At 69.2% G+C, this 23,164-nt stretch carries 19 protein-coding genes and 1 riboswitch; of the genes, 8 read left to right on the top strand and 11 right to left on the bottom strand.

Annotation, left to right across the window (positions count from 1 at the left end; genetic code table 11):
• From FCG67_RS02925 to FCG67_RS02940, 4 genes are all read right to left on the bottom strand, one after another.
• A complete protein-coding gene (locus FCG67_RS02925) occupies positions 1 to 1,050 on the bottom strand; it encodes a 3-oxoacyl-ACP synthase III family protein (RefSeq protein WP_136906921.1) in 1,050 nt (349 codons plus the stop codon).
• Positions 1,051 to 1,111: 61 nt separating this feature from the next.
• Entirely contained in the window at positions 1,112 to 1,825 is a 714-nt protein-coding gene (locus FCG67_RS02930; RefSeq protein WP_136906923.1) for a formyltransferase family protein, read from the bottom strand.
• Entirely contained in the window at positions 1,822 to 4,875 is a 3,054-nt protein-coding gene (locus tag FCG67_RS02935) for a non-ribosomal peptide synthetase (RefSeq protein WP_136906925.1), read from the bottom strand. The genes FCG67_RS02930 and FCG67_RS02935 overlap by 4 nt, the downstream gene beginning before the upstream one ends.
• A 146-nt stretch (positions 4,876 to 5,021) precedes the next feature.
• Positions 5,022 to 6,239: an NADP-dependent isocitrate dehydrogenase gene (locus FCG67_RS02940; RefSeq protein WP_097210453.1), complete on the bottom strand. Its 1,218-nt coding sequence runs from the start codon at positions 6,237 to 6,239 to the stop codon at positions 5,022 to 5,024.
• A gap of 321 nt (positions 6,240 to 6,560) precedes the next feature.
• On the opposite strand from FCG67_RS02940, the gene hutU reads away from it, so the two are divergent.
• Genes hutU through hutG form a run of 3 tightly spaced genes read left to right on the top strand, consistent with a single transcriptional unit; the run spans position 6,561 to position 10,376 of the window.
• Complete coding sequence (gene hutU, locus FCG67_RS25145; protein WP_136906927.1) at positions 6,561 to 8,231, top strand: urocanate hydratase; 1,671 nt, start codon at positions 6,561 to 6,563, stop codon at positions 8,229 to 8,231.
• Between the two features lie 10 nt (positions 8,232 to 8,241).
• Positions 8,242 to 9,417 (top strand): imidazolonepropionase, encoded by a 1,176-nt coding sequence (gene hutI / locus FCG67_RS02950; protein WP_136907188.1) that lies wholly within the window; start codon positions 8,242 to 8,244, stop codon positions 9,415 to 9,417.
• Positions 9,414 to 10,376: a formimidoylglutamase gene (hutG, locus tag FCG67_RS02955; protein ID WP_136906928.1), complete on the top strand. Its 963-nt coding sequence runs from the start codon at positions 9,414 to 9,416 to the stop codon at positions 10,374 to 10,376. Before hutI ends, hutG begins: the two co-directional genes overlap by 4 nt.
• On the opposite strand, the gene FCG67_RS02960 is transcribed toward hutG, so the two are convergent.
• The 3 genes from FCG67_RS02960 to FCG67_RS02970 form a co-directional block, all read right to left on the bottom strand.
• The gene (locus FCG67_RS02960; RefSeq protein WP_169310427.1) at positions 10,373 to 11,359 is read right to left on the bottom strand and encodes a DUF4231 domain-containing protein; all 987 of its coding nucleotides are present in this window, start codon (positions 11,357 to 11,359) and stop codon (positions 10,373 to 10,375) included. The two genes, hutG and FCG67_RS02960, sit on opposite strands and share 4 nt — an antisense overlap.
• Before the next feature lie 104 nt (positions 11,360 to 11,463).
• Positions 11,464 to 13,011, bottom strand: coding sequence for a histidine ammonia-lyase (gene hutH / locus FCG67_RS02965; protein ID WP_136906932.1), 1,548 nt, complete (start codon positions 13,009 to 13,011; stop codon positions 11,464 to 11,466).
• A gap of 77 nt (positions 13,012 to 13,088) precedes the next feature.
• A complete protein-coding gene (locus FCG67_RS02970) occupies positions 13,089 to 14,480 on the bottom strand; it encodes an amino acid permease (protein WP_136906934.1) in 1,392 nt (463 codons plus the stop codon).
• Between the two features lie 181 nt (positions 14,481 to 14,661).
• A riboswitch (SAM riboswitch) is annotated at positions 14,662 to 14,779 on the top strand.
• Between the two features lie 136 nt (positions 14,780 to 14,915).
• Between FCG67_RS02970 and FCG67_RS02975 the strand changes: the two genes are divergently transcribed.
• The 4 genes from FCG67_RS02975 to metX (FCG67_RS02990) all read left to right on the top strand — a co-directional run bounded on the left by FCG67_RS02975 (position 14,916) and on the right by metX (FCG67_RS02990) (position 19,963).
• A complete protein-coding gene (locus FCG67_RS02975) occupies positions 14,916 to 16,226 on the top strand; it encodes a bifunctional o-acetylhomoserine/o-acetylserine sulfhydrylase (RefSeq protein WP_136906936.1) in 1,311 nt (436 codons plus the stop codon).
• 2 nt (positions 16,227 to 16,228) lie between these two features.
• Entirely contained in the window at positions 16,229 to 17,407 is a 1,179-nt protein-coding gene (gene metX, locus FCG67_RS02980; protein WP_425467783.1) for a homoserine O-acetyltransferase MetX, read from the top strand.
• 137 nt (positions 17,408 to 17,544) lie between these two features.
• Positions 17,545 to 18,756 carry a homoserine O-acetyltransferase MetX gene (gene metX, locus FCG67_RS02985; RefSeq protein ID WP_136906940.1) on the top strand — a complete coding sequence of 404 codons (1,212 nt, stop codon included), beginning with the start codon at positions 17,545 to 17,547 and terminating at the stop codon, positions 18,754 to 18,756.
• A gap of 25 nt (positions 18,757 to 18,781) precedes the next feature.
• Positions 18,782 to 19,963, top strand: a complete 1,182-nt coding sequence (gene metX / locus FCG67_RS02990) for a homoserine O-acetyltransferase MetX (RefSeq protein WP_425467791.1) — start codon at positions 18,782 to 18,784, stop codon at positions 19,961 to 19,963.
• Between the two features lie 79 nt (positions 19,964 to 20,042).
• Here the strand turns inward: metX (FCG67_RS02990) and FCG67_RS02995 are convergent, their stop codons facing one another.
• Together FCG67_RS02995 and FCG67_RS03000 are read right to left on the bottom strand one after the other, a co-directional pair.
• Positions 20,043 to 20,354: a DUF3017 domain-containing protein gene (locus tag FCG67_RS02995; protein WP_136906942.1), complete on the bottom strand. Its 312-nt coding sequence runs from the start codon at positions 20,352 to 20,354 to the stop codon at positions 20,043 to 20,045.
• 8 nt (positions 20,355 to 20,362) lie between these two features.
• The gene (locus FCG67_RS03000) at positions 20,363 to 21,223 is read right to left on the bottom strand and encodes a bifunctional methylenetetrahydrofolate dehydrogenase/methenyltetrahydrofolate cyclohydrolase (protein ID WP_179800460.1); all 861 of its coding nucleotides are present in this window, start codon (positions 21,221 to 21,223) and stop codon (positions 20,363 to 20,365) included.
• A 32-nt stretch (positions 21,224 to 21,255) separates the two neighbouring features.
• On the opposite strand from FCG67_RS03000, the gene FCG67_RS03005 reads away from it, so the two are divergent.
• Entirely contained in the window at positions 21,256 to 21,777 is a 522-nt protein-coding gene (locus tag FCG67_RS03005; RefSeq protein ID WP_211243090.1) for a GNAT family N-acetyltransferase, read from the top strand.
• A gap of 224 nt (positions 21,778 to 22,001) precedes the next feature.
• Here the strand turns inward: FCG67_RS03005 and FCG67_RS03010 are convergent, their stop codons facing one another.
• Positions 22,002 to 22,610, bottom strand: coding sequence for a pentapeptide repeat-containing protein (locus tag FCG67_RS03010; protein ID WP_136906944.1), 609 nt, complete (start codon positions 22,608 to 22,610; stop codon positions 22,002 to 22,004).
• 84 nt (positions 22,611 to 22,694) lie between these two features.
• Positions 22,695 to 23,105 carry a pyridoxamine 5'-phosphate oxidase family protein gene (locus FCG67_RS03015; RefSeq protein ID WP_136906946.1) on the bottom strand — a complete coding sequence of 137 codons (411 nt, stop codon included), beginning with the start codon at positions 23,103 to 23,105 and terminating at the stop codon, positions 22,695 to 22,697.
• Positions 23,106 to 23,164: the final 59 nt, after the last annotated feature.

Consider the following 23,164-nt stretch of genomic DNA (forward strand, 5'->3'; position numbering starts at 1 on the left):
TCAGACCTCCAGGGACGTGATCGTGGCGGACACGTAGCCGGTGACGATGCCGGATGCCGCAGGAACCATCAGGATCTTCGATCCCTTCGGGACCGCTTTGTCCTTCAGATGGTCGTGCAGCACGATGAAATGCGAAGTGCTGGAGGTGTTGCCGTACTTCTCCACCACGTTGAGCGCGGGCGGCATCGGAGTGCCGAACTCCTTCTCGCCGAGCGCGTTCATGTACACCACGGCCGAGGCGCCGAACTGGTGATGGATGACGAAGTCGAACTCCTCGTCGGCAAAGGTCTGCCCGCGGGCCGCCAGGAACTCCCGCTGCGCGTTCGTCCACAGCAGGAACCGTGATTCGTTGTGCATCTTGCGGTTGTCGGTGTACAGCGCGATGCCCGGCGACTGGTCACTCGGCATACCCATGCACAGGTCGGAATACTCGGACGCCGTCATCAGCTCGATGTAGTCGATCTTGTCGGCGTCGTCGACGGATCGGTCCATGATCACGGCAGCGCCCGAATCGCCGACGGACAGCGAGGCGAACTGCAGGTCGTACTTCTCCGAGATCTCGCGTACCGCGGTCTCCGAGATCGGCGTGATGTGCTCGCCGCTCACGACCATCCCGTTGCGGACCGCACCGGAGCGGATCATCCGGTCGAGTACGTAGACACCACTGAGCATCCCCGCGCAGGCGTTGGACAGATCGAAATGGATGGCGCCCTTGACGCCCAGCTCCTTGCCGAGCATCGACGCGAAGGACGGCTCCAGGTACATGAAGTCCCTGTCCTTGCTCCGCGAGATCGAGGTCGAGATGATCACATCGAGATCGCCCGCCTCGTAGCTCGAGCGGGACAGCGCATCACGGGCGGCGTTGCAGGCCAGTGTGAACGAATCCTCGTAGTTGTCCGCGCTGGAGTCGTACACCCGGCGGTCCACCACCCCGGTGATCGCCTGCAGATCGAAGCTCGGCGGCGCGGCGAGCTTGGCGAGCAGGTCCTTCGTGCTGAGCACCGCGGACGGGAGGTACGCGCCTATCGATTCGAACCTCGACTGGGTCATCTTGGATCCTCTTGGGGGTCGGTAGATCTGGCTGGTGGTTCGGCGTTCTCTTGGTGGAGCGTCACATCAGTGCGGCGGCCTCGAGATCCGGCACGGCGCCGCCTGCCGCCGCGGCCGCGACCGCCGGGTAGCGAGGAGCAAAGACCCCGAGCGCGGTCGCCCGCTCGAAGTTGGCGTTGCCGCGATGCCCCGGCAGCTCGCGAATGCTCGCCGCACCGTAGTAGCCGCCGGGGACGACCGCCGCGGGCGCCGACGGTTCCGGTCCGGTCATCACCGCGTGCAGGCTCCGCTCGAACAACCCGTGGCAGGCGCGCAATCCGTTCATCATGACATCCTGGAAGCGGTCGTCGGGTGCGATCGCGAACCGCTCGACGTCGACCACAGCTCCGGTGTCGATGCCCGAGTCGACCCGGTGCAGCGTCGCCGCATACTCGTCGCGGCCCTGCAGAATCGCGTGCACGATCGCGGCGGCGGGCAGCCCACGGAACTCCGGCAATGGGCCGTTGTGGATGTTGTAGATCCGCAGGTCGGAGTTCACGAGCGCGGGTCCGAAGATCATCGGGTTGTTGATCGACCACACCACCGAGTCGGTGCAGGCCTCGGCGAGCATCGCGGCCTCGGCGTCGACCTCGGTGGTCTCCAGGTGCGCGAGTCCCTCGAGTCCCGCAGGCGCCGGATCGCCGAGCCCGGTGCACACCAGGTCAACCGTGAAATCCGATGCAGACGCGAATCGCGCAGCGCGCCACAACAATGCGCCGCCTCCCACCAGGATCACCCGAGCTCCCCTGCCCGCTTCGCATGGACGGCGGCGGCGCACACCCTGCCGAGGGTGAGCTGGTGCACCAGGTCCTCGAGCTCGGCGACTAACGCCGCTTCGCCTGCGCGGCCGACCACCGTGCGCGAGACCTGCGAGAGCATCTCCACCGACGCCAGCGAGTCCCCGCCGAGGGCGAAGAAGTCCGAATCCGCGTGCAGGGTGCTCACATCGACCACGAGGACCTTCGCCCAGATCTGGGCGATCGCGTCCTCGATCCGCCGGTCGGGCTCCGCCGATGCGGGGCCGCTCGCCGTGTCGATCTCCTGCTCCCCGACCACCGCCTCGGCGAGGCTCAGTCCCGCGCTGTCGAGCTTCCCGTTGGCAGTCAGGGGAATCTCGTCGACGATGTGGATCTCGGCCGGGATCATGTACTTGGGCACCTTCTGTGCCAGGAAGTCCCGGAGTTGCTGTGCCATCTGGTCGCTCCGTGGGCTCCGCTCCTGCCCATGTCGCACGTCCGCCTCGGCGGCGCCCACCACGTACGCGGCCAGGACGTTGTCGCCGCGCTCCGCGCGCCGGACCGCCGCCACCGCGGCCCTGCCGACCAGGGGATGCTGCTCGATGGCGGCCTGGACCTCGCCTGGCTCCACGCGATTGCCTCTGATCTTCACCTGGCTGTCGACGCGACCGGCGAACTCGAGCGCACCGCCGGGAAGTCGGCGCGCGAGGTCACCGGTCCGATAGCACCGCTCACCCGTCGACAGGGTGACGAAGCGTTCGGCGGTGACGTCCGGCCGGTTCAGGTATCCGCGCCCGACCTGGGGGCCGCCGAAGTACAGCTCACCGATCTCTCCGTCGGGCACCGGAAGTGCATTCGGGTCGAGCAGGTGAACCGTGGTGTCTGCGGCAGGCCAGCCGATCGGCACTGGCTGGGGCGCGGCCGACGGCTCGTCGTCGAGTACAAGGGCGGTACACACGATCGACATCTCCGCCGGCCCGTAGCTGTTGAGCAGCCGGCAGTCCGGGCCGAACAGCTCGCGGGCACGCGCGGACAGCGGCCCGTGCAGCGCCTCGCCTCCGATGCTGACCGCCCGCATCCCCACCGGCCGCAGCTCCAGCCGGACCATCACCTCGAGCAGACTCGGCGTCACCATCATCGTGTTCACCGTGGAACCCTCGAGCATCTCGGACAGGACCAGGTGATTGATCTCGTCCGGAATCACCACCACCGCACCACCGCTGAGCAGCGGGAGCAGCAGCGCCGCGCACGCCATGTCCGCCGCCTGCGTGTGATAGTGCGCGTAGCGGGTCTCGGGCCCGAGCCGGTACCAGTCGGTGGCCGAGCGCATCAGGTTCACGATGCCCCGGTGTTCGACCTGGACGCCCTTGGGCCGTCCGGTCGAGCCCGAGGTGTAGGTGACGTAGACCAGGTCATCGGCAGTGGCGAGGTCCGGCAGCTTGTCGGCGCCGGAATGCGGCAGGTCATCGACCACCAGGACATCGGTTTCACCGAACGCGGCCCGCCCCTTCAACGCACGCTCGGTCACGCAGTGGCGCACACCGGAATCCGCAAGGATTCCGAGAATCCGCTCGTCCGGGTGCTTGGGATCGAGCGAGAGAAAAGCGGCGCCCGCCTTGAGAATTCCCAGATGTCCCACCACGGCGTCGAGCGTCCGACGCGCCAGCACCGCGACGACGTCGCCGTGCCGCACACCCCGGCCGCGCAGTTCCGCGGCCACCACATCGGCACGGGCGTCGAGCTCCGCATAGCTGAGCTGACCGTCCGGGCCGATCGCGGCAGGGGCGTCCGGCGCGCTCCGGACGAGGCCGTCGAAAATGCTCGTCACCGTTCGCCCGGGCGTGGGGGCCTGCGCCCCGATCGGCCCCGGCTGCACCTGGGCTCCGAGTGCGGTGGCGATATCGTCTAGCAGTCGCTCGAGTCGAGACGCGATCCCCGCACCGTTGCGGCAGGAGACCACGAGTTCGGTTCGCCCGCGAGCCTCCAGCACCGCGATCGAGAGCGGCACCATGCCCGTGTGGACCGGCAGGCCCCACACCTCGGTGGCGGCGAATCCGGGGAAGCTCAACTCGTCGAGATCGACTGTCCCCGTATGGGAGACGATCGCCGACACCAGGTTTCCCCCGGTACGGGTGCCGATGGACATGCCGGCGCGCAGGATGGACCGTGCCATCCACACCGGCATCTGCTGCAGCCCACCGTTGTTCATCTCACCGAGCTCTCGGGACTCCACCATCCCGCGCAGCAGTTGGGCATGGATGCGCGACCAACCGTCCCCCGGCGTCGCGTCGAGGAACAGCGGCAGCGCCAGGTTGGCCGTCGACCGCAGGTCCTTGTCGTGCCGACGCAGATCGACGGGGACCATGATCCGGGTCTTGCCCCCGACCGCAGCCGTGATCAGCTCGGCGATCCGGGCGACCACCGCGGGCGAGGTTCCCTCCACGGTTCGCCTGCGCCAGAGGAAGTCCGATTCGCCGGGGGCCGGGCGGGCCCGCCCGAACGGCGAACGCGCGGTGGGGATCAGCGCGGTCGGCTTGCCGTCGATCCCGAGCGACTCGACGAGGCTGTGGTCGGCGATCGCGTCCCGCGCGCCGACCGTCCGTTCGCCGCGCAGCAGGCGGAACACCTCGGCAGCCCACAGATGCAGGCCCTTTCCGTCCATCACGCCATGAAAAGCCCTGAACACCAGAGTATTCCGAGTGTCTCCGAGCAGCAGGACCTCACAGGTCGGTCCGTGCTCGGGGTCGAGCGGACGACTCAGCATCGGATGGTCGTCGAGCGGGGTGTCCACCAACGAGTGTTCCGTTGCCACCACCACCGGGGGCGCGATGCGGCTGTCCACCCATCGGTCGCCGCGCCGCACGAGCCGGGCACCGGGACAGGATTCGGACGCACCCGCCACCGCGACCGCGAGGTCCCGCTCGTCGACCGAGCCCGTCCCCTGGATCACCAACTGGATGGCGAAGGGCGGGGCCAGCGTCAGCATCGCCAGATACAGACGCTCGGTGGGTGAGATCGGTCGTTCGAAAAGGGGCACAACGGAAGACAACGTCGCTCCTAGCCAGGGGGGTGCCGGAATAGTATCGGTTCGACGGTGACTCTGCATGGGGTTGCCCGAGTCGGTCCCGACAAACAAAAAGTGGGACCCGCCCCGACCTGGGGCTGGTCCCACTTTCCGGCTCTATGTGGCCGCCGCTATCGGCTGGCCTTCTGCATGTTCTCGTCCAGCGCACCGAGGAACTCCTCGGTGGTGAGGTAGCCCTGGTCGCCGCCGACGAGGGACGCGAGGTCCTTGGTCATCTGACCACCCTCGACCGTCTTGATGACGACGTCCTCGAGCTGCTGCGCGAACGCGATCACCTCGGGGGTGTTGTCCAGCTTGCCGCGGTGCTCGAGACCCCGGGTCCACGCGAAGATGGACGCGATGGGGTTGGTCGAGGTGGGCTTGCCCTGCTGGTGCTGGCGGAAGTGCCGGGTGACGGTGCCGTGCGCGGCCTCCGCCTCACAGGTCTTTCCGTCCGGCGTCAGCAGCACCGACGTCATCAGGCCGAGCGAGCCGAAGCCCTGGGCGACGGTGTCCGACTGGACGTCGCCGTCGTAGTTCTTGCATGCCCAGACGTAGCCGCCCTCCCACTTGAGTGCGGAAGCGACCATGTCGTCGATGAGGCGGTGCTCGTAGGTCAGGCCCGCCGCGTCGAACTCGGACTTGAACTCGGTCTCGTAGACATGCTGGAAGATGTCCTTGAACGCGCCGTCGTACGCCTTGAGGATGGTGTTCTTCGTGGAGAGGTACACCGGGTAGTTCTGCTGCAGGCCGTAGTTGAGCGAGGCCCGCGCGAAGTCCGTGATGGACGAGGTGAAGTTGTACTGCCCCTGGACGACGCCGCCGCCCTCGGGGAAGTTCACCAGCTCGTGCTCGATCGGCTCGCTGCCGTCCTCGGGCGTGTAGGTGATCATCACCTTGCCGGGGCCGGGCACCTTGAAGTCGGTGGCGCGGTACTGGTCACCGAACGCGTGACGGCCGATGATGATCGGCTTGGTCCAGCCCGGAACCAGTCGCGGAACGTTCGAGATGATGATCGGCGCGCGGAAGATCGTGCCGCCGAGGATGTTGCGGATGGTCCCGTTGGGGGAACGCCACATCTTCTTGAGGCCGAACTCCTCGACGCGTGCCTCGTCCGGCGTGATGGTGGCGCACTTGACGCCGACGCCGTGCTTCTTGATCGCGTTCGCGGCATCGATCGTGACCTGGTCATCGGTCTTGTCGCGGTACTCGATACCGAGGTCGTAGTACTCGAGATTCACATCCAGGTACGGATGGATCAGTTTGTCCTTGATGAACTGCCAGATAATGCGGGTCATCTCATCGCCGTCGAGTTCGACGACAGTGCCTTCAACCTTGATCTTGGACATGTGGTATTCGCGTCCTCCTAGGAAGTTTCCCCTGGTCACACGGCTCGGGTCCCGCTTTGTGAGCGAGACCACGAACGACTCAATCAGTAATCTATACAACCCGTGCGAACCGGGTCGATCCGCACCAAACAAGACGAGCGTACTGCTAACCGACTCGGGTGCAACCGCTGGCCCGGCCCCTGCGAACCTACCGATCGGTAGCTTTACGCAGCTCAAGCGCGGATTCGGGCCGTGACCTCGGCGCCGATTCCGCCGAACTCTGGCCAACCCGGTTCCGACGGAGTGTGATGAGTGGGCGGACGTCATCGAGGGGAGATCGAGATGACCGAACGTGCCGACGCCGGTCCACGACCGGTCCGCGCCCCGCGCGGCAACACCCTGACCTGCCGGGGGTGGCAGCAGGCGGGCGCCCTCCGGATGCTGATGAACAACCTCGACCCGGAAGTCGCCGAGCGCCCCGACGACCTGGTCGTCTACGGCGGCACCGGCCGCGCCGCCCGCAACTGGGCGTCCTTCGACGCGATCGTGCGGACACTGCGGACGCTGGCCGACGACGAGACGCTGCTGGTGCAGTCGGGCAAGCCGGTCGGGGTGCTGCGCACCCACGAATGGGCGCCGAGGGTCCTGATCGCCAACTCCAACCTGGTCGGCGACTGGGCGAACTGGGAGGAGTTCCGCCGGCTCGAGGCGCTCGGCCTGATCATGTACGGCCAGATGACCGCGGGCTCGTGGATCTACATCGGCAGCCAGGGCATCCTGCAGGGCACCTACGAGACGTTCGGCGCGGTCGCCCGCAAGCGGTTCGGTGGCTCGCTGGCGGGCACGATCACCCTGACCGCCGGGCTGGGCGGCATGGGCGGGGCGCAGCCGCTGGCGGTGACCATGAACGGCGGTGTCGCGATCTGCGTCGAGTGCGACCCGGACCGGATCAATCGCCGCATCGCGCATCACTACCTCGACGCGAAGACCGAGAGCGTCGAATCGGCGCTGGAGATGGCCGTCCTCGCCCGCCACGAGGGCCGCCCGCTGTCGATCGGACTGCTCGGCAACGCGGCCGAGGTGGTGCCGCGACTGCTCGCGATGAACGCGCCGATCAACATCGTGACCGATCAGACCTCGGCGCACGACCCGCTGAGCTATCTGCCGGTCGGGATCGCCGTCGAGGACTGGCACCGGATGGCAGAGAAGGACCCCGACTGGTTCACGACCGAGGCCCGCGAGTCGATGGCCGCGCACGTCGAGGCCATGGTCGGGTTCATGGACGCGGGCGCCGAGGTCTTCGACTACGGCAACTCGATCCGCGACGAGGCCCGGCGCGGCGGCTACGACCGGGCGTTCGATTTCCCCGGCTTCGTGCCCGCGTACATCCGCCCCCTGTTCGAGGAGGGCCGCGGCCCGTTCCGCTGGGCCGCGCTGTCCGGCGACCCCGCCGACATCGCGGCCACCGACAGGGCCGTCGTCGACCTGTTCCCGGACGACGATCACCTGCGTCGGTGGATCACACTCGCGGGCGAGAAGATCCGTTTCGAGGGCCTGCCCGCGCGCATCTGCTGGCTCGGCTACGGCGAACGCCACCGGGCCGGCCTGAGATTCAACGAGATGGTCGCCTCCGGCGAGGTGTCCGCGCCGCTGGCCATCGGCCGCGACCACCTCGACGCCGGCTCGGTGGCGTCCCCGTACCGGGAGACCGAGTCGATGGCCGACGGATCGGACGCCATCGCCGACTGGCCGCTGCTCAACGCACTGGTCAACACGGCCTCCGGGGCCTCGTGGGTGTCCATCCACCAGGGCGGCGGCGTCGGCATGGGACGGTCCATCCATGCCGGCCAGGTGTGCATCGCCGACGGCACCGAACTGGCCGCGCGCAAGCTCGAGCGGGTGCTCACCAACGACCCGGCCACCGGCGTCATCCGGCACGTCGACGCCGGCTACCCCGCCGCGGCCGGGGTTGCGGCCGCCCGCGGCCTGCGCGTCCCGATGTGGGAGGGCTAGTGCCGTGAGCATCAGCCCCTGGGTGGTCGTCGACAACATCGGCACCCTTGTCACCAACGACCCGGAGGCCGGCGAGGGCAGGCTCGGGCTCATCCGGGACGCCGCCGTGGTGCTGGGCGACGGCGTCATCCAGTGGGTGGGCGCACATGCCCACATCCCACAGGGCAGCGCGGACGCCACCGTTGACCTCGAAGGCCGGGCGGCGTTGCCCGGGTTCGTCGACAGCCATGCGCATCTCGTCTTCGGCGGCGACCGCGCCGAGGAGTTCGCCGCCCGGATGGCGGGCACCGCCTACGCCGCGGGCGGCATCCGCACCACCGTCGCGGCAACCCGCGCCGCGACGGACGCCGAGCTGAGCGCGACCGCCGCGCGCCTGGTGGCCGAGTCCGTCCGCTCGGGCACCACGACGATCGAATGCAAGTCGGGATACGGGCAGTCGGTCGTCGACGAACTGCGGAGCCTCGAGGTGGCCGCGGAGGTCACGCCCGAGACGACGCTGCTGGCCGCGCACCTGACCCCGCCCGAGTTCGACGGCGACACCGATGCGTACGTGCGCATGGTGTGTACGGAGATGATCCCGGCGTGCGCGCCGAACGCCAGGTGGATCGACGTGTTCTGCGAGACAGGCGCATTCGACGAGCACCAGTCGCGCGCGGTCCTCGAGGCGGGCATCGCCGCCGGCCTCACGGCACGGGTGCACGGCAACCAACTCGGCCCCGGCGCCGGGGTCCGACTCGCCGTCGAGCTGCGCGCCGCCTCCGTCGACCACGTGAACTTCGTGACCGGCGAGGACGTCGAGGCGCTGGCATCGGGCGATACGGTCGCGACGCTGCTGCCGTGCGCCGACTTCTCCACCCGCAACCGGTATCCCGACGCCCGGGCACTGCTCGATGCCGGCGTCACCGTCGCGCTGGCCTCGGACTGCAACCCCGGCACGAGCTACACGACCAGCATTCCGCTGTGCATCGCCCTGGCGGTGCGCGAGATGCACCTGAGTCCGGACGAGGCGGTGTGGGCCGCGACGGCGGGCGGCGCTGCGGCGCTGCGGCGCAACGACATCGGGCACATTCGGGTCGGGGCGAAGGCCGACCTGATCGCGCTGGACGCGCCCACGCACCTGCACCTGGCCTACCGGCCGGGTGTGCCGCTGGTCCACGAGGTGTGGAAGGACGGGTACCGACGATGACGAAGGTGGACCTCATTCCCGGCGCCTGGTCGGGACGCGACGACGGCCCCGGCCCCGACCACCTGCGCTGGCATTCGGCGATGTCCGCTTTCCACGCCGACATCACGCCAGGGGCAACCGTTCTGGTCGGCTTCCGCAGCGACGAGGGCGTACGGCGGAACCGAGGACGACCGGGGGCCGCGAGGGGTCCGACCGCCCTACGTCACGCGCTGGCGTCGATGGCACTCGCCGCGCCGACCCGGGTGTTCGACGCGGGCGATGTGGCGGTCGCCGTGGGTCACCTCGAGGACGGCCAGCGGCGGCTCGGCGATGTGGTGGCCGGGTTGCTCGACGCCGGCCATTTCGTCACGGTGCTCGGCGGTGGGCACGAGGTCGCCTACGGAGGCTATCTCGGACTGTCGACCTCGGCGGCGGGCATGTCCGGCGCGCGGCTCGGGGTGCTGAACCTGGACGCGCACTTCGATCTCCGCGACGATCCCGCGCCGAACTCCGGGACTCCGTTCCGGCAGATGGCCGACGCAGAGGCGGAGCGCGGTCGGCTGCTGAACTACGCGGTGCTGGGCATCGCGCAGCCGAGCAACACCGCGGCGCTGTTCACGCGCGCCGTATCACTCGGCGTGCGGTACCTCCTCGACGACGACTGCGGCGCGGCAAACCTGCCCGCCGTGGAGTCGTTCATCGACGAGTTCCTCCGGACGGCCGACCTGGTGCACCTGACCATCGACCTGGATGTCCTGCCCGCGTCCGTCGCACCCGGCGTCAGCGCCCCCGCGGCGTTCGGGGTGCCGCTCGAGGTGGTCCAGCGGGTGTGCGACATCGTCGCGCGCAGCGGCAAGCTCGCACTGCTCGACGTCGCGGAGCTCAATCCGAAGCTCGACTTCGACAACCGGACCGCACGAACCGCGGCGAGGCTGATCCATCGCGTCGTCACCTGGCGGGCGCCGCAGGCCGAGGCCTAGTCGACTTCGAGTTTTCGCTCGGACCACTTGGCCATCCAGCTCGCGTTCTCCGCCGAGATCGCGCCCTCGCAGTCGTCGACGAAGGCCTTCCACGCGGCCGGGTCGGTGGGCGATCCGCTTGTCCGCCAATCGTTCACGCGCCCAACCAGCCGACCCGCACAGGCGGAGTAGCTCATCGCGAGGTAGTCGTATCTGCTGCCGGCTCGGTGCGCCGCAACCGCTCCCCCGAGCGTCGTCAGCACGGCCACCCACGGTGCGACGCCGGATGACGGTTGGCCGCCCGCTGAGGTGCCGGCGTCGCCGGCGAGAACCGTGACAACGGCGGCGACGCTCGCGGTCGCCACGCTCAACCCGAGCGCCGACCATCGCAGACGCCGGGCCCGCCCCGCGTACTCGCGCGCCCGGGGTCGGTAGTACTCGGTGATCTGACCCTGCACCCGTTCCCGGACGTAGTCGCCGGGTGTCATGGGTCCCGGAACGACGGCGTCGCGGACCTCCGCGTCGTCATCGTCGATCTCGGCGACGTGGGCCAGCAGGTCCTCGACGGCTTCCTCGATCTCAGCGACCTCCGCGGCCAGTCGCGCAGGCGCGTCCGCGCCGTCGAAGGGAGCGGCCCCGGCCCGAAATCTCAGTACCAGTTGCTTGATGCCCTCCGAGGCGGCCCGGGCCCGGGCCCAGCGACGGACCGCGTCGGGCGTGAGCAGGAAGGCCGTCACGGCGGCCGCAATGGCCAGGCACACCGCGCCGAAAGCCGCGACCGGGACCCTGGCCACGCCGGCCGTCCGCAGGAAGGTCGCGGTCGCCGTCGCCGCGATCGCGCCCGCGGCGCCGAGGTAGAGCACGGCCGCGCGGGCGATGTCGATACGCCTCTTGAGACGGTCGGCCACGAGGGACCAGCGGACGCGTGTCGCCCAGATCGAGGCGACCAACGCTTCCTCATCGCTCGTCGCGCGCTCGCTCGGCACGGCGCGGGTAACAGCCATGACGACCACCTCGTTCACAACGACAGTCGGGTTCGCCCGCGTACCCATCGTGTGCCCCGGCGCCGCGCGGGTCACGAGTAGTCGGCTACCCGATCCCGGTCGACTCAGGCCAGACCCCCGACCACCATCTCGGCGCTGCGCAGCAGCGCACCCGAGGCCGCCAGATCGACGGCGGCCCCGATCTCGGGGGCGAGGAACCGATCCGGGCCGGGTCCACCGACGCGGACCCGGATCGCGTCCCGCACCGCGGCAGTCGCCGGCGACGGACGCAGCGGTGCCCGCAGGTCGAGCCCCCGCGCCGCGGTGAGCGCCTCGATCGCGAGCACCCGCGTCAGACCGTCGATCGACCGGCGGAGCTTGCGCGCGGCCGACCATCCCATCGACACGTGATCCTCCTGCATGGCCGAGGAGGGGATCGAGTCCACGCTCGCAGGCGCCGCCAGCCGCTTGAGTTCCGAGACGATCGCAGCCTGGGTGTACTGCGCGATCATGTGCCCGCTGTCCACCCCCGGGTCGTCGGCAAGGAACGGGGGCAACCCGTGGCTGCGCGCGGAGTCGAGGAACCGATCGGTTCGGCGTTCGCTCATGCCCGCCACATCCGCGACGACGATCGCGAGGAAATCGAGCACGTATGCCACCGGTGCGCCGTGAAAGTTGCCGTTCGACTCGATCCGGCCGTCGAGGGTCACCACCGGGTTGTCGATGGCGCTCGCCAGCTCGCACGCCGCGACCCGTTCGGCGTGGGCGAGGGTGTCCCTGGCGGCGCCCGCGACCTGCGGCGCGCACCGCAGCGAGTAGGCGTCCTGGACCAAGGGGCAGTCGGGGGTGGCGTGGCTGGCGACGATTTCCGAGCCCGCCAGCAGCCGGACCATGTTCGCCGCCGCCGCGGCCTGCCCGGGATGCGGGCGCAACGCCTGGAGATCGGCGGCGAACACGCGGTCCGTGCCGAGCAGCCCCTCGACGCTCATCGCCGCGGTGATGTCGGCCAGCGGCAACAACCGGCGCAGGTCGTCACAGGCGAGCACCAGCATGCCGAGCATCCCGTCGGTGCCGTTGATGAGCGCGAGGCCCTCCTTCTCCTCGAGGGCCAGCGGGTAGATCCCCGCCGCGGCCAGCGCGTCGGCGGCAGGCAACTGCTCCCCCGCGGCGTCCCGGACCAGGCCCTCCCCGGTCACCGCGAGCGCCGTGTGCGCGAGCGGCGCGAGATCGCCCGAGCAGCCGAGGCTGCCGAATTCGGGAACCACGGGCGTGATCCCAGCCGACAGCAACGCGGCGTAGGTGTGCGCCACCGCGGGTCGTGCGCCGGTGCGCCCGGTCGCCAGCGTGGCCAGGCGCAGCAGCATCATCGCGCGCACCACCTCGCGTTCGACCTCCGGACCGCTCCCCGCGGCGTGCGAACGGATCAGGCTGCGCTGTAGCTGGGCCCGCAGCTCGGGCGGGATGTGCCGGGTGGCCAGCGCGCCGAAACCGGTGGACACGCCGTACACCGGACCGAAGTCCCGCGCGAGCGCCTCGACGTGCGCCCTGGTCGCCGCCATGGCCGATACGGCCTGATCCGACAGCCCCACCGCGGCGTCGGAACGGGCCACACGCAGCACCTGGCCTGGCGTCAGGGGGCCGACGCCGACCAAGACCGGTCCGGGACTGTCCACCGCGGGCTCCTCCGTCGGGAAGCGAGCTGCTGCTCACATCCTCCCGCCGAATCGGACGCGGCGCGGGGGAATCGCCGTCAGGACGGCTGATGCACGAGTTCCGGCTCCGATTCCGGCTGCGGACGAACAAAGCGGAAGTAGGCGAGGGTGAGCAGGATCAGCCACACGGCCCCGACCACCAGCGCCACCCTGGTGTCCGCGGAGAAGGCGAGAACGACGATCACGAAGACCAAGAAGGCGATCGCCAACATCTGCCCGTACGGCCAGAACGGCACCGGGAACTTCAGCTCCGCCGTCTCCTCCGCGCTCATCCGGCGCCGCGACCGGTACTGCGACAGCAGGATCATCAGCCAGACGAAGATCGTGGCGAAGGTGGCGATGGAGGCGATCACGAGGAAGACGGACTCCGGGATCGCGTAGTTCAACAGCACCCCGACCAGCAGGGCCACGATCATGATGACCACCGTCATCCACGGCACGCCGTTGCGCGAGACCCGCCGCATGATCGCGGGCGCCTGCCCGCGTTGCGCCATGCCGAACATCATCCGGCCTGCGCCGAAGATGTCGCTGTTGATCGCGGACAGCGCCGCCGTGATCACCACGATGTTCAGCACGGTCGCGGCGGGCCCGATGCCGAGGCCCTGGAAAATCTGCACGAAGGGGCTGCCGTCGGTGCCGATGCTCTGCCACGGGTTGATCGCCATGATGACGGCGAGGGTCAGCACGTAGAACAGCATGATCCGGATCGGCACCGTGTTGACCGCGCGCGGGATGGTCCGCTCGGGATCCTGCGCCTCGCCCGCGGTGACACCGATGATCTCGGTCCCTCCGAAGGCGAAGACGACGATCGCGAAGCAGCCGACGAATCCGCCGAAGCCGGTCGCGAAGAACCCGCCCTCGGACCACAGCTGGCTGATCCCCGTGCTGGTGTCGTGGATCCCGAAGCCGAAGATCAGGATCGCGACACCCGCGGCGATCATCGCCACGATCGCCGCGACCTTGATCAGCGTGAACCAGAACTCGAGCTCGCCGAACACCTTGACGCTGAGCAGGTTGATCGCGCCGATGAAGAATACGATCGCCAGCACCCAGATCCACCGCGGCACGTCGGGGAACCAGAACCCCATGTAGACGCCGAAGGCGGTCACGTCCGCGAGGCAGACGACGATCATCTCGAAGGTGTAGGTCCACCCCGTCATGAACCCGGCCAGCGGCCCGAGGTGCTTGCTCGCGTACTCGCCGAAGGAGCCCGACACGGGATTGCTCACGGCCATCTCGCCGAGGGCACGGAGCACGATGTACACCGCAAGGCCACCGATCAGGTAGGCCAGCAACACCGACGGACCGGCCTGTTGGATCGCCGCGGCGGAGCCGTAGAAGAGTCCCGTCCCGATCGCGGAGCCGAGTGCGATGAACCGGATGTGCCGGGCGGTGAGACCTCGGGTCAGCGCCGTGGCGGCGGCTTTCACTATCGGTCTCCCTGCGAGGTACTCGAAACTCGGGCGATGCCAAGAACTTGATGATTGCGACCAGGAGCCTAGCCCTGTAATGCAGGTCACCCGCCGTTGCCGTGTCTCGCAGGCGCCCCGGTCACACCGAAACGCCGCCCTAGCTACCGGCCGTTCGATCCGAGCCGCTAATATCGGGGGCGGTCATGAGTACCAGCATCAAGCCCCGGCTAGCTGGTCGGCAACCCTCCATCCGCGGTGGGGTGCCCCGGGTGATGACCGGGTTGTCCGAGAAAAAATTCGGATGACAAGCGCGGGTCCGTCGGGACGGACCCACAAACCGGGCCACGACCCACCGGAGGTTCACCATGTGTTGTTGTCGCAGATAGGTCCCACTCTTGCCCCCTGGCGCCTGAGCTGCGCCGATCTCCCCCAATTTCTTGGAGTAGACAACACATGAGCGAGAACACCCCCGTCACCGACCCGACCGCGGCCTGGAGCTTCGAGACCAAGCAGATCCACGCGGGCCAGACGTCCGACGCGACAACCAACGCGCGCGCTTTGCCGATCTACCAGACCACCTCGTACACGTTCAACAACACCGATCACGCGGCGGCGCTGTTCGGACTGGCCGAGCCGGGCAACATCTACACCCGGATCATGAACCCGACCCAGGACGCGGTCGAGCAGCGGATCGCCGCGCTCGAGGGGGGTGTCGCGGCACTCCTGCTCGCCTCGGGTCAGGCCGCCGAGACCTTCGCCATCCTCAACCTGGCCGAGGCAGGCGACCACATCGTCTCCAGCCCGCGCCTGTACGGCGGCACCTACAACCTCTTCCACTACACGCTGCCCAAGCTCGGTATCACGGTCAGCTTCGTGGAGGACCCCGACAACCTCGAGCAGTGGCGTGCGGCCATCCAGCCGAACACCAAGGCCTTCTTCGGCGAGACCATCTCCAACCCGAAGAACGACGTCTTCGACATCCCCGGTGTCTCGGCGGTGGCGCACGAGAACGGCATCCCGCTGATCGTGGACAACACGGTCGCCACCCCGTACCTGATCCGGCCGCTCGAGCACGGCGCGGACATCGTGGTGCACTCGGCGACCAAGTACCTCGGCGGGCACGGCACGGCGATCGCGGGCGTCATCGTCGACGGCGGCAACTTCGACTGGACCCAGGGCAGGCACACGAACTTCACCACGCCCGATCCCAGCTACCACGGCGCGGTGTTCGCCGACCTCGGCGCGCCCGCGTTCGCGCTCAAGGCCCGCGTGCAGCTCCTGCGCGATGTGGGCGCAGCGGTCTCGCCGTTCAATGCCTTCCTCATCAGCCAGGGCCTGGAGACGCTGAGCCTGCGCATCGAGCGGCACGTCGAGAACGCCCAGCGGGTCGCCGAGTTCCTGCAGGCCAGGCCCGAGGTCACCTCGGTCGCGTACGCCGGCCTGCCCTCCTCGCCCTGGTACGAGCGCGGCCAGAAGCTCGCGCCGAAGGGTGCGGGCGCGATCGTGGCGTTCGAGCTGGCCGGTGGGGTCGACGCGGGCAAGAGCTTCGTCAACGCCCTCACCCTGCACAGCCACGTCGCCAACATCGGCGACGTGCGTTCGCTCGTGATCCACCCCGCCTCCACGACGCACTCGCAGCTGACCGCCGAGGAGCAGCTGGCATCGGGCGTGACCCCGGGCCTGGTGCGGCTCGCCGTCGGCATCGAGGGCATCGACGACATCCTGGCCGATCTCGAGGCCGGTCTCGCGGCGGCGGCATCTTGACAGTGCGCTCCGATTCAGACGCCCGTTCGGCGCGGCCTCCGCGGGGAGCCCTACCGGCCCTCGCGGGGTTCCCGCCGCCGAACGGGCGGTTGACGGGCATCGGTATCGGCGCACTCCGACTGGAGAGCGGCGAGGTACTGCCGGACGTCACCCTCGCCGTGCAGGCGTGGGGTGCGCCGAACGCCGACCTCGACAACATCGTGCTCGTCGAGCACGCGCTGACCGGCGACTCACACGTCTCCGGTCCCGTCGACGACGAGCACCCGTCGCCGGGCTGGTGGAACGGCATGATCGGCCCCGGCGCCCCCATTGACACCAACGAATGGTGCGTCCTGGCCACCAACGTCCTCGGCGGCTGCCGCGGCACCACCGGGCCCGCCTCACTCGACCCGGACGGCCGGGCCTGGGGCTCACGCTTCCCGGAGATCTCCATCCGCGACCAGGTCGAGGCGGAACTCGCACTGGCAGACGCGCTGGGCATCGACCAATTCGCGGCGGTTGTCGGCGGCTCGATGGGCGGCATGCGGACCCTCGAATGGACTGTCGGCCACCCCGACCGCGTCCGGTCCGCCCTGATCCTCGCGGTCGGGGCACGGGCGACCGCGGACCAGATCGGCACCCAGACCACCCAGATCGCCGCGATCACCGCCGACCCCGACTGGCAGGGCGGCGACTATCACGGCACGGGGCGGGTACCACGCGCCGGACTCGGGATCGCCCGACGGATCGCGCACCTGACCTACCGCACCGAGGACGAACTCGACACCCGGTTCGGCAACACCACACAACCAGGCGAGGACACCTGGCACGGCGGCCGCTACGCGGTGGAGAGCTACCTCGAGCACCAGGCCGACAAGCTGGTCGCCCGCTTCGACCCCGGCACCTACGTGCTGCTCACCGAGGCGATGAACCGTCACGACGTCGGCCGCGGCCGAGGCGGCATCGAGGCCGCCCTGGCCTCCACACCCGTCCCGGTGATCGTCGGCGGCGTCGACTCCGACCGGCTCTACCCACTACGCCAGCAGGAGGAACTCGCCCAGCATCTGCCCGGATGCGACGGGCTGCGCGTGGTGAACTCCCGATACGGCCACGACGGCTTCCTCACCGAAGCCGAATGGGTCACCAAGCTACTCGGCGAGACCATGGCGCTGGCCCGGGCGAGCCGTAAACCCGCCGAATAGGGCGAATCTCACAGGGCCGACCGGATTTTCGTGATCACCATTCTGGTGGACTCGATCTCGTTACGATCGGCGCCGTGCGTTCGCCTGTGATCCATCCCATTTCGACCACTCCGTTACCGACTCACCCCACGACGGTCATGCGAACATCGGGCACCCGGCCGCTCGAGGCCTTCCCCCCGACCGACGGTTCCCTGGTCACGGTCGGTATCGGCGCACTCCGACTGGAGAGCGGCGAGGTACTGCCGGACGTCACCCTCGCCGTGCAGGCGTGGGGTGCGCCGAACGCCGACCTCGACAACATCGTGCTCGTCGAGCACGCGCTGACCGGCGACTCACACGTCTCCGGTCCCGTCGACGACGAGCACCCGTCGCCGGGCTGGTGGAACGGCATGATCGGCCCCGGCGCCCCCATTGACACCAACGAATGGTGCGTCCTGGCCACCAACGTCCTCGGCGGCTGCCGCGGCACCACCGGGCCCGCCTCACTCGACCCGGACGGCCGGGCCTGGGGCTCACGCTTCCCGGAGATCTCCATCCGCGACCAGGTCGAGGCGGAACTCGCACTGGCAGACGCGCTGGGCATCGACCAATTCGCGGCGGTTGTCGGCGGCTCGATGGGCGGCATGCGGACCCTCGAATGGACTGTCGGCCACCCCGACCGCGTCCGGTCCGCCCTGATCCTCGCGGTCGGGGCACGGGCGACCGCGGACCAGATCGGCACCCAGACCACCCAGATCGCCGCGATCACCGCCGACCCCGACTGGCAGGGCGGCGACTATCACGGCACGGGGCGGGTACCACGCGCCGGACTCGGGATCGCCCGACGGATCGCGCACCTGACCTACCGCACCGAGGACGAACTCGACACCCGGTTCGGCAACACCACACAACCAGGCGAGGACACCTGGCACGGCGGCCGCTACGCGGTGGAGAGCTACCTCGAGCACCAGGCCGACAAGCTGGTCGCCCGCTTCGACCCCGGCACCTACGTGCTGCTCACCGAGGCGATGAACCGTCACGACGTCGGCCGCGGCCGAGGCGGCATCGAGGCCGCCCTGGCCTCCACACCCGTCCCGGTGATCGTCGGCGGCGTCGACTCCGACCGGCTCTACCCACTACGCCAGCAGGAGGAACTCGCCCAGCATCTGCCCGGATGCGACGGGCTGCGCGTGGTGAACTCCCGATACGGCCACGACGGCTTCCTCACCGAAGCCGAATGGGTCACCAAGCTACTCGGCGAGACGCTGGACCTGGCCAGAATCGGCCGCATCGGGGCCGCCGCCGGACAACCAGGATCAGAGCAGCGAAAAGTTTCCGGATTGCCCTCATCCTGGACGCTTGATCGATAACATCGGCGCCGTGTCAACACCAACGATCAACCTCAGCACCGCCGTCGAGCGGCTCTCGACCGACGCCACCACCCGCAGCGTCGTCGCGTTTCCGCCGACGGACGGGCGTCTGACCAAGATCAGCGTCGGTTCGCTCAGCTTAGAGGGCGGTGGCACCCTGCCGGACGTCACCGTCGCCGTGCAGTGCTGGGGCACCCCGAGCGCTGCGCTCGACAACATCGTGCTCGTCGAGCACGCGCTGACCGGCGACTCGCATGTCACCGGGCCCGCCGACGACGAGCACCCGTCGCCGGGCTGGTGGAACGGCATGGTCGGCCCCGGCGCCCCCATCGACACCGACGAATGGTGTGTGATGGCCACCAACGTCCTCGGCGGCTGCCGCGGCACCACCGGACCGGCCTCGCCCGCCCCGGACGGAAAGCCGTGGGGCTCACGCTTCCCCCTGGTCTCCGTCCGCGACCAGGTCGCGGCGGAACTCGCGCTGGCCGACGCGCTGGGTATCAAACGATTCGCCTCCGTCATCGGCGGTTCGATGGGCGGCATGCGAACCCTCGAATGGACGGTGGGCCACCCCGACCGGGTCGGCTCGGCCCTGGCGCTGGCGATCGGTCCGCGCTCGACCGCGGACCATATCGGCAGCCAGACCACCCAGATCGACGCGATCACCACGGACCCGAACTGGCAGGGTGGCGACTACCACGGCACCGGCCGGACCCCGGACACCGGACTGAGCATCGCCCGCCGGTTCGCGCACCTGTCGTACCGCGGTGAGGCCGCCCTCGACCTGCAGTTCCAGAACGCGACACAGCAGGGCGAGGACATCTGGGCCGGTGGCCGGTTCGCGGTACAGAGCTATCTCGAGTACTGCGCGAACAAGCTGGTGACGAGCTTCGACGCCGGCTCCTACGTTGCGCTCAGCGAGGCCGTCAACCGGTACGACGTCGGTCGCGGTCGCGGCGGGATCGCGGCCGCGCTGGCCTCCACCCCGGTCCCGGTGGTCGTCGGGGCCATCGACTCGGACCGGATCATGCCGCTTCGCCAACTCCAGGAGATGGCGGAGCTGCTGCCGGGCTGTGCCGGCCTGCGGGTGGCGCGGTCCGACGCCGGGCACGACGGCTTCCTCACCGAGGTCGACTGGGTCACCTCGCTGGTCGACGAGACCTTGACGCTGGCCAGGGCCAGCCGGGTGAACACCGCAGTAGCGTGATGCGGTGCTGCCGCCGTGACGGCGGCAGCACCGCGTTCGCGCGCGCCCGCAACAACGGGCGCCGCGATCAGGGCACCCCTCAGTCGGTGCCCAACGGATCGATCGAGACCGCCAGCCACACGATCGCGGTGCCGACCGCGGTCAGCGCCCCCACGTCGAAGCGCTGACCCCGGACCGCGAGCAGCCCGACCCGTTCGGTGGGCAGGCACAGCCGGAATCCGGCGGCCAGCAGCGTCGCAAGCCCGAAGACGAAGGCACCGCGACGCCACCGGTCGGCGAGCACGAAGACCACCGCGACGAGCACCACAGCGAACACCGCCAGCAGCGGCAGGTTCTTACGGGCGAAGCGCACCCAACGGTTCGCCGTCGGTGCGGACGTCTGAGCGGTCATCGCGGGTTCTACTCGGAGCCCGCCGCGAGCCGCTCCGCGCGCTCCACGACGTTGGTCAACAGGAAGGCTCGCGTCAGCGGCCCGACGCCGCCCGGGTTCGGTGAGATGAACCCCGCGACCTCGCGGACGCTGTCGTCGACGTCGCCGCGCAGACCGTCGGCGGTCCGGCTGACACCCACGTCGAGCACCGCGGCGCCCGGCTTGACCATGTCCGCGGTGATCAGCCCCGGAACCCCGGCCGCCGCCACGATGATGTCGGCGCGCTCGACCTCGGCAGCGAGGTCCTTGGTTCCGGTGTGGCAGAGGGTGACCGTGGCGTTCTCGCTGCGACGGGTCAGCAGCAGACCGATCGGCCGGCCGACCGTGATGCCACGGCCGACGACCACCACGTGCGCACCGTTGATCGGCACCTCGTAGCGACGGAGCAGGTGCACGATGCCGCGGGGGGTGCAGGGCAGCGGCGCCTCCTTGCCCAGCACCAGACGGCCCAGGTTCACCGGGTGCAGCCCGTCGGCATCCTTGCCCGGGTCGATCCGCTCGAGCGCGGCGTTCTCGTCCAGGTGCTTGGGCAGCGGGAGCTGCACGATGTACCCGGTGCACTCGGGGTTGGCGTTGAGCTCGTCGATGGTGGCCTCGAGCTGGGCCTGGGTGATGTCGGCGGGCAGGTCGCGCCGGATCGAGGTGATCCCCACCTTGGCGCAGTCGTTGTGCTTGCCGCGCACGTAGGCGGCGGATCCGGGGTCGTCGCCGACCAGGACGGTGCCCAGCCCGGGCGTGATGCCCTTGGCCTTGAGCGCATCCACTCGGGCTTTGAGATCGATGAAGATCTCGTCGCGGGTTGCCTTGCCATCCAGGATCGTCGCAGTCACGGCCACCATTGTTTCAGGTATGACTGGATGGCATGGCAACGACTCCCGAACAGGCACCCGATCTCGTCGGCCCGAGGGTGGTGCTGACCGCGATCCGCCCCGAACACCGCGACCGGCTGCGCGAGATCCACCGCCAGCCCGACGTCCGCCGATGGTGGCAGATACCCGACGACGACTGGCCCGAGGTCGAGGAGCCGGACACCGTCAAGTACACGGTGCTGGAGGACGACCAGGTCATCGGGTTCGCGCAGTGGTATTGCGAACCGGACCCCGACTACCGGCACGCCGGGCTGGACCTGTTCCTCTCATCCGGGACGCAGGGCCGGGGCCTCGGCACCGAGGTGGTGCGGGTCATCTGCGCTCATCTGATCGATGACCACGGGTTCCACCGGCTGGTCATCGACCCGAAGCTCGCCAACACCCCCGCGATCGCCTGCTACCGCAAGGTGGGCTTCAAGGACGTCGGGGTGATGCGCGAGTACGAGCAGAACAAGGAGGGCACCTGGGACGACGGCCTGCTGATGGACCTGCTGGCGCGCGAGTTCGTGCGCTGAGGCAGGCCGGGCCCGCTGCGCGAGGCGCACTACGGCGTGACGCGATTCGATGAGATGCGGGCGGACCTGGAGATACCGAAGGCCGCGTTGAGCTCGCGGCTGAAGGGGGGTGTGGCGGGGCCGTGACCGCTCGTCTCGTGTGCGACTGCGGTCATCTCGCCGCACCGGCGGACCTTGGTTGCCACCGCGGCCAAGGACGCCGACATCGCGGCGGACGGGAGTCGCTAGGGCTCGACGATCAACCCGTGCGCGGAGGCCATCGCGATTGCCTGCGTCATCTCGATCTTCGTCTGGTCCAGCTTGGCGCTTGTCCACAGCGCCGCATCGACGTGCGCACCGCGCAGGTCCGCGCCCTCGAGCCGGAGGCCGCTGGTGCGGGCGCCGAACAGGTCGACGGACTGCAGCACGGCCTGCCGCAGGTCGGCGTCGACGAGGTTGGCCTCGCGCAGTCGACAATCGGTGAGATTGACCCCGCGCAGGTCGGCCTTGCCGAGCGAGGCGAGCGTGAAGTCCACCTCGTCGAACTCGATCGGCCGGATGCGGCAGTCCTGGAAGTTGGAACCGAGCAGGCTGGAACTCCGGAACACGCTGTGCCACAGCCGCGTCCGAATGAACGTGCAGGACCGGAACGCCGTCACCGTGTGATGCGAGCCGGACAGGTCCGCGCCGGTGAAATCGCAGTCGGTGAACACGACGCGTTCCGTGCGCAGCTCGCTCAGGTCCGCGTCCCGGAAGTTGCAGCCGGTGTAGTGCCGATCCTGCCAACTCTGACGCGGCAAACGCGCGTCCGAGAAGTCCTCGCCGACGAATTCCTCGGGGTGTTCCGGTGCCATGTGGCCATCCTGCCCCCACCCACAGACGGTCACGGGTGCCGGTGGCCGAGCGCTTGCCGTACCCGGTCTGCTACTCGGCCCCGATCAGGCGGGGGGCGTCATACGCACGCGGGTCGGCGTGATCCGTAGTTCGGTGCTGTAGACCCGGTCGATCTCCTCGACCGTCGTCCCGAGCTCGCCGGTGATGCTGGCCTCGTACTTGTCGAGATAGGCGCGCAGGCCGCTCGATCGCTTGTTCGGCGTCGCCGACGCGGTGCCGTTGATGACGACGATGTCGGTGCCGTGCGGGTCGGAGTTGAAATTCAAGGTGACCGTCGGTCGCTCGGCGATGTTGTGCACCTTCCGCGATCCAGGGGCGCTGAACACCACCAGATCGTCACCGTCCGGCACGAACCAGACCGGGTTCGGTGCGGGCGCTCCGCTGTCGGTGACGGTGGTCAACCAGGCGATGTGATCCTCTGCGATGTGGCGACGAGCCTCGGGCGGCATGTCCATGTCGGCCTCCTATTTACCAAGCGAGCGGCGTTAGAACAATTGCGCGACATATCTGACTG

This window comes from Rhodococcus oryzae (assembly GCF_005049235.1).
GTDB classification, from domain to species: Bacteria; Actinomycetota; Actinomycetes; order Mycobacteriales; family Mycobacteriaceae; genus Rhodococcus_G; species Rhodococcus_G oryzae.

Coding starts and splice junctions, on each gene's coding strand:
- FCG67_RS02995 (WP_136906942.1), bottom strand. CDS start 20,354: ATGACCGCTCAGACGTCCGCACCGACGGCGAACCGTTGGGTGCGCTTC.
- FCG67_RS02940 (WP_097210453.1), bottom strand. CDS start 6,239: ATGTCCAAGATCAAGGTTGAAGGCACTGTCGTCGAACTCGACGGCGAT.
- FCG67_RS03005 (WP_211243090.1), top strand. CDS start 21,256: ATGGCAACGACTCCCGAACAGGCACCCGATCTCGTCGGCCCGAGGGTG.
- FCG67_RS03010 (WP_136906944.1), bottom strand. CDS start 22,610: ATGGCACCGGAACACCCCGAGGAATTCGTCGGCGAGGACTTCTCGGAC.
- FCG67_RS02925 (WP_136906921.1), bottom strand. CDS start 1,050: ATGACCCAGTCGAGGTTCGAATCGATAGGCGCGTACCTCCCGTCCGCG.
- FCG67_RS03015 (WP_136906946.1), bottom strand. CDS start 23,105: ATGGACATGCCGCCCGAGGCTCGTCGCCACATCGCAGAGGATCACATC.
- FCG67_RS02960 (WP_169310427.1), bottom strand. CDS start 11,359: ATGGCTGTTACCCGCGCCGTGCCGAGCGAGCGCGCGACGAGCGATGAG.
- metX (WP_136906940.1), top strand. CDS start 17,545: ATGCGAACATCGGGCACCCGGCCGCTCGAGGCCTTCCCCCCGACCGAC.
- hutG (WP_136906928.1), top strand. CDS start 9,414: ATGACGAAGGTGGACCTCATTCCCGGCGCCTGGTCGGGACGCGACGAC.
- hutU (WP_136906927.1), top strand. CDS start 6,561: ATGACCGAACGTGCCGACGCCGGTCCACGACCGGTCCGCGCCCCGCGC.
- FCG67_RS02975 (WP_136906936.1), top strand. CDS start 14,916: ATGAGCGAGAACACCCCCGTCACCGACCCGACCGCGGCCTGGAGCTTC.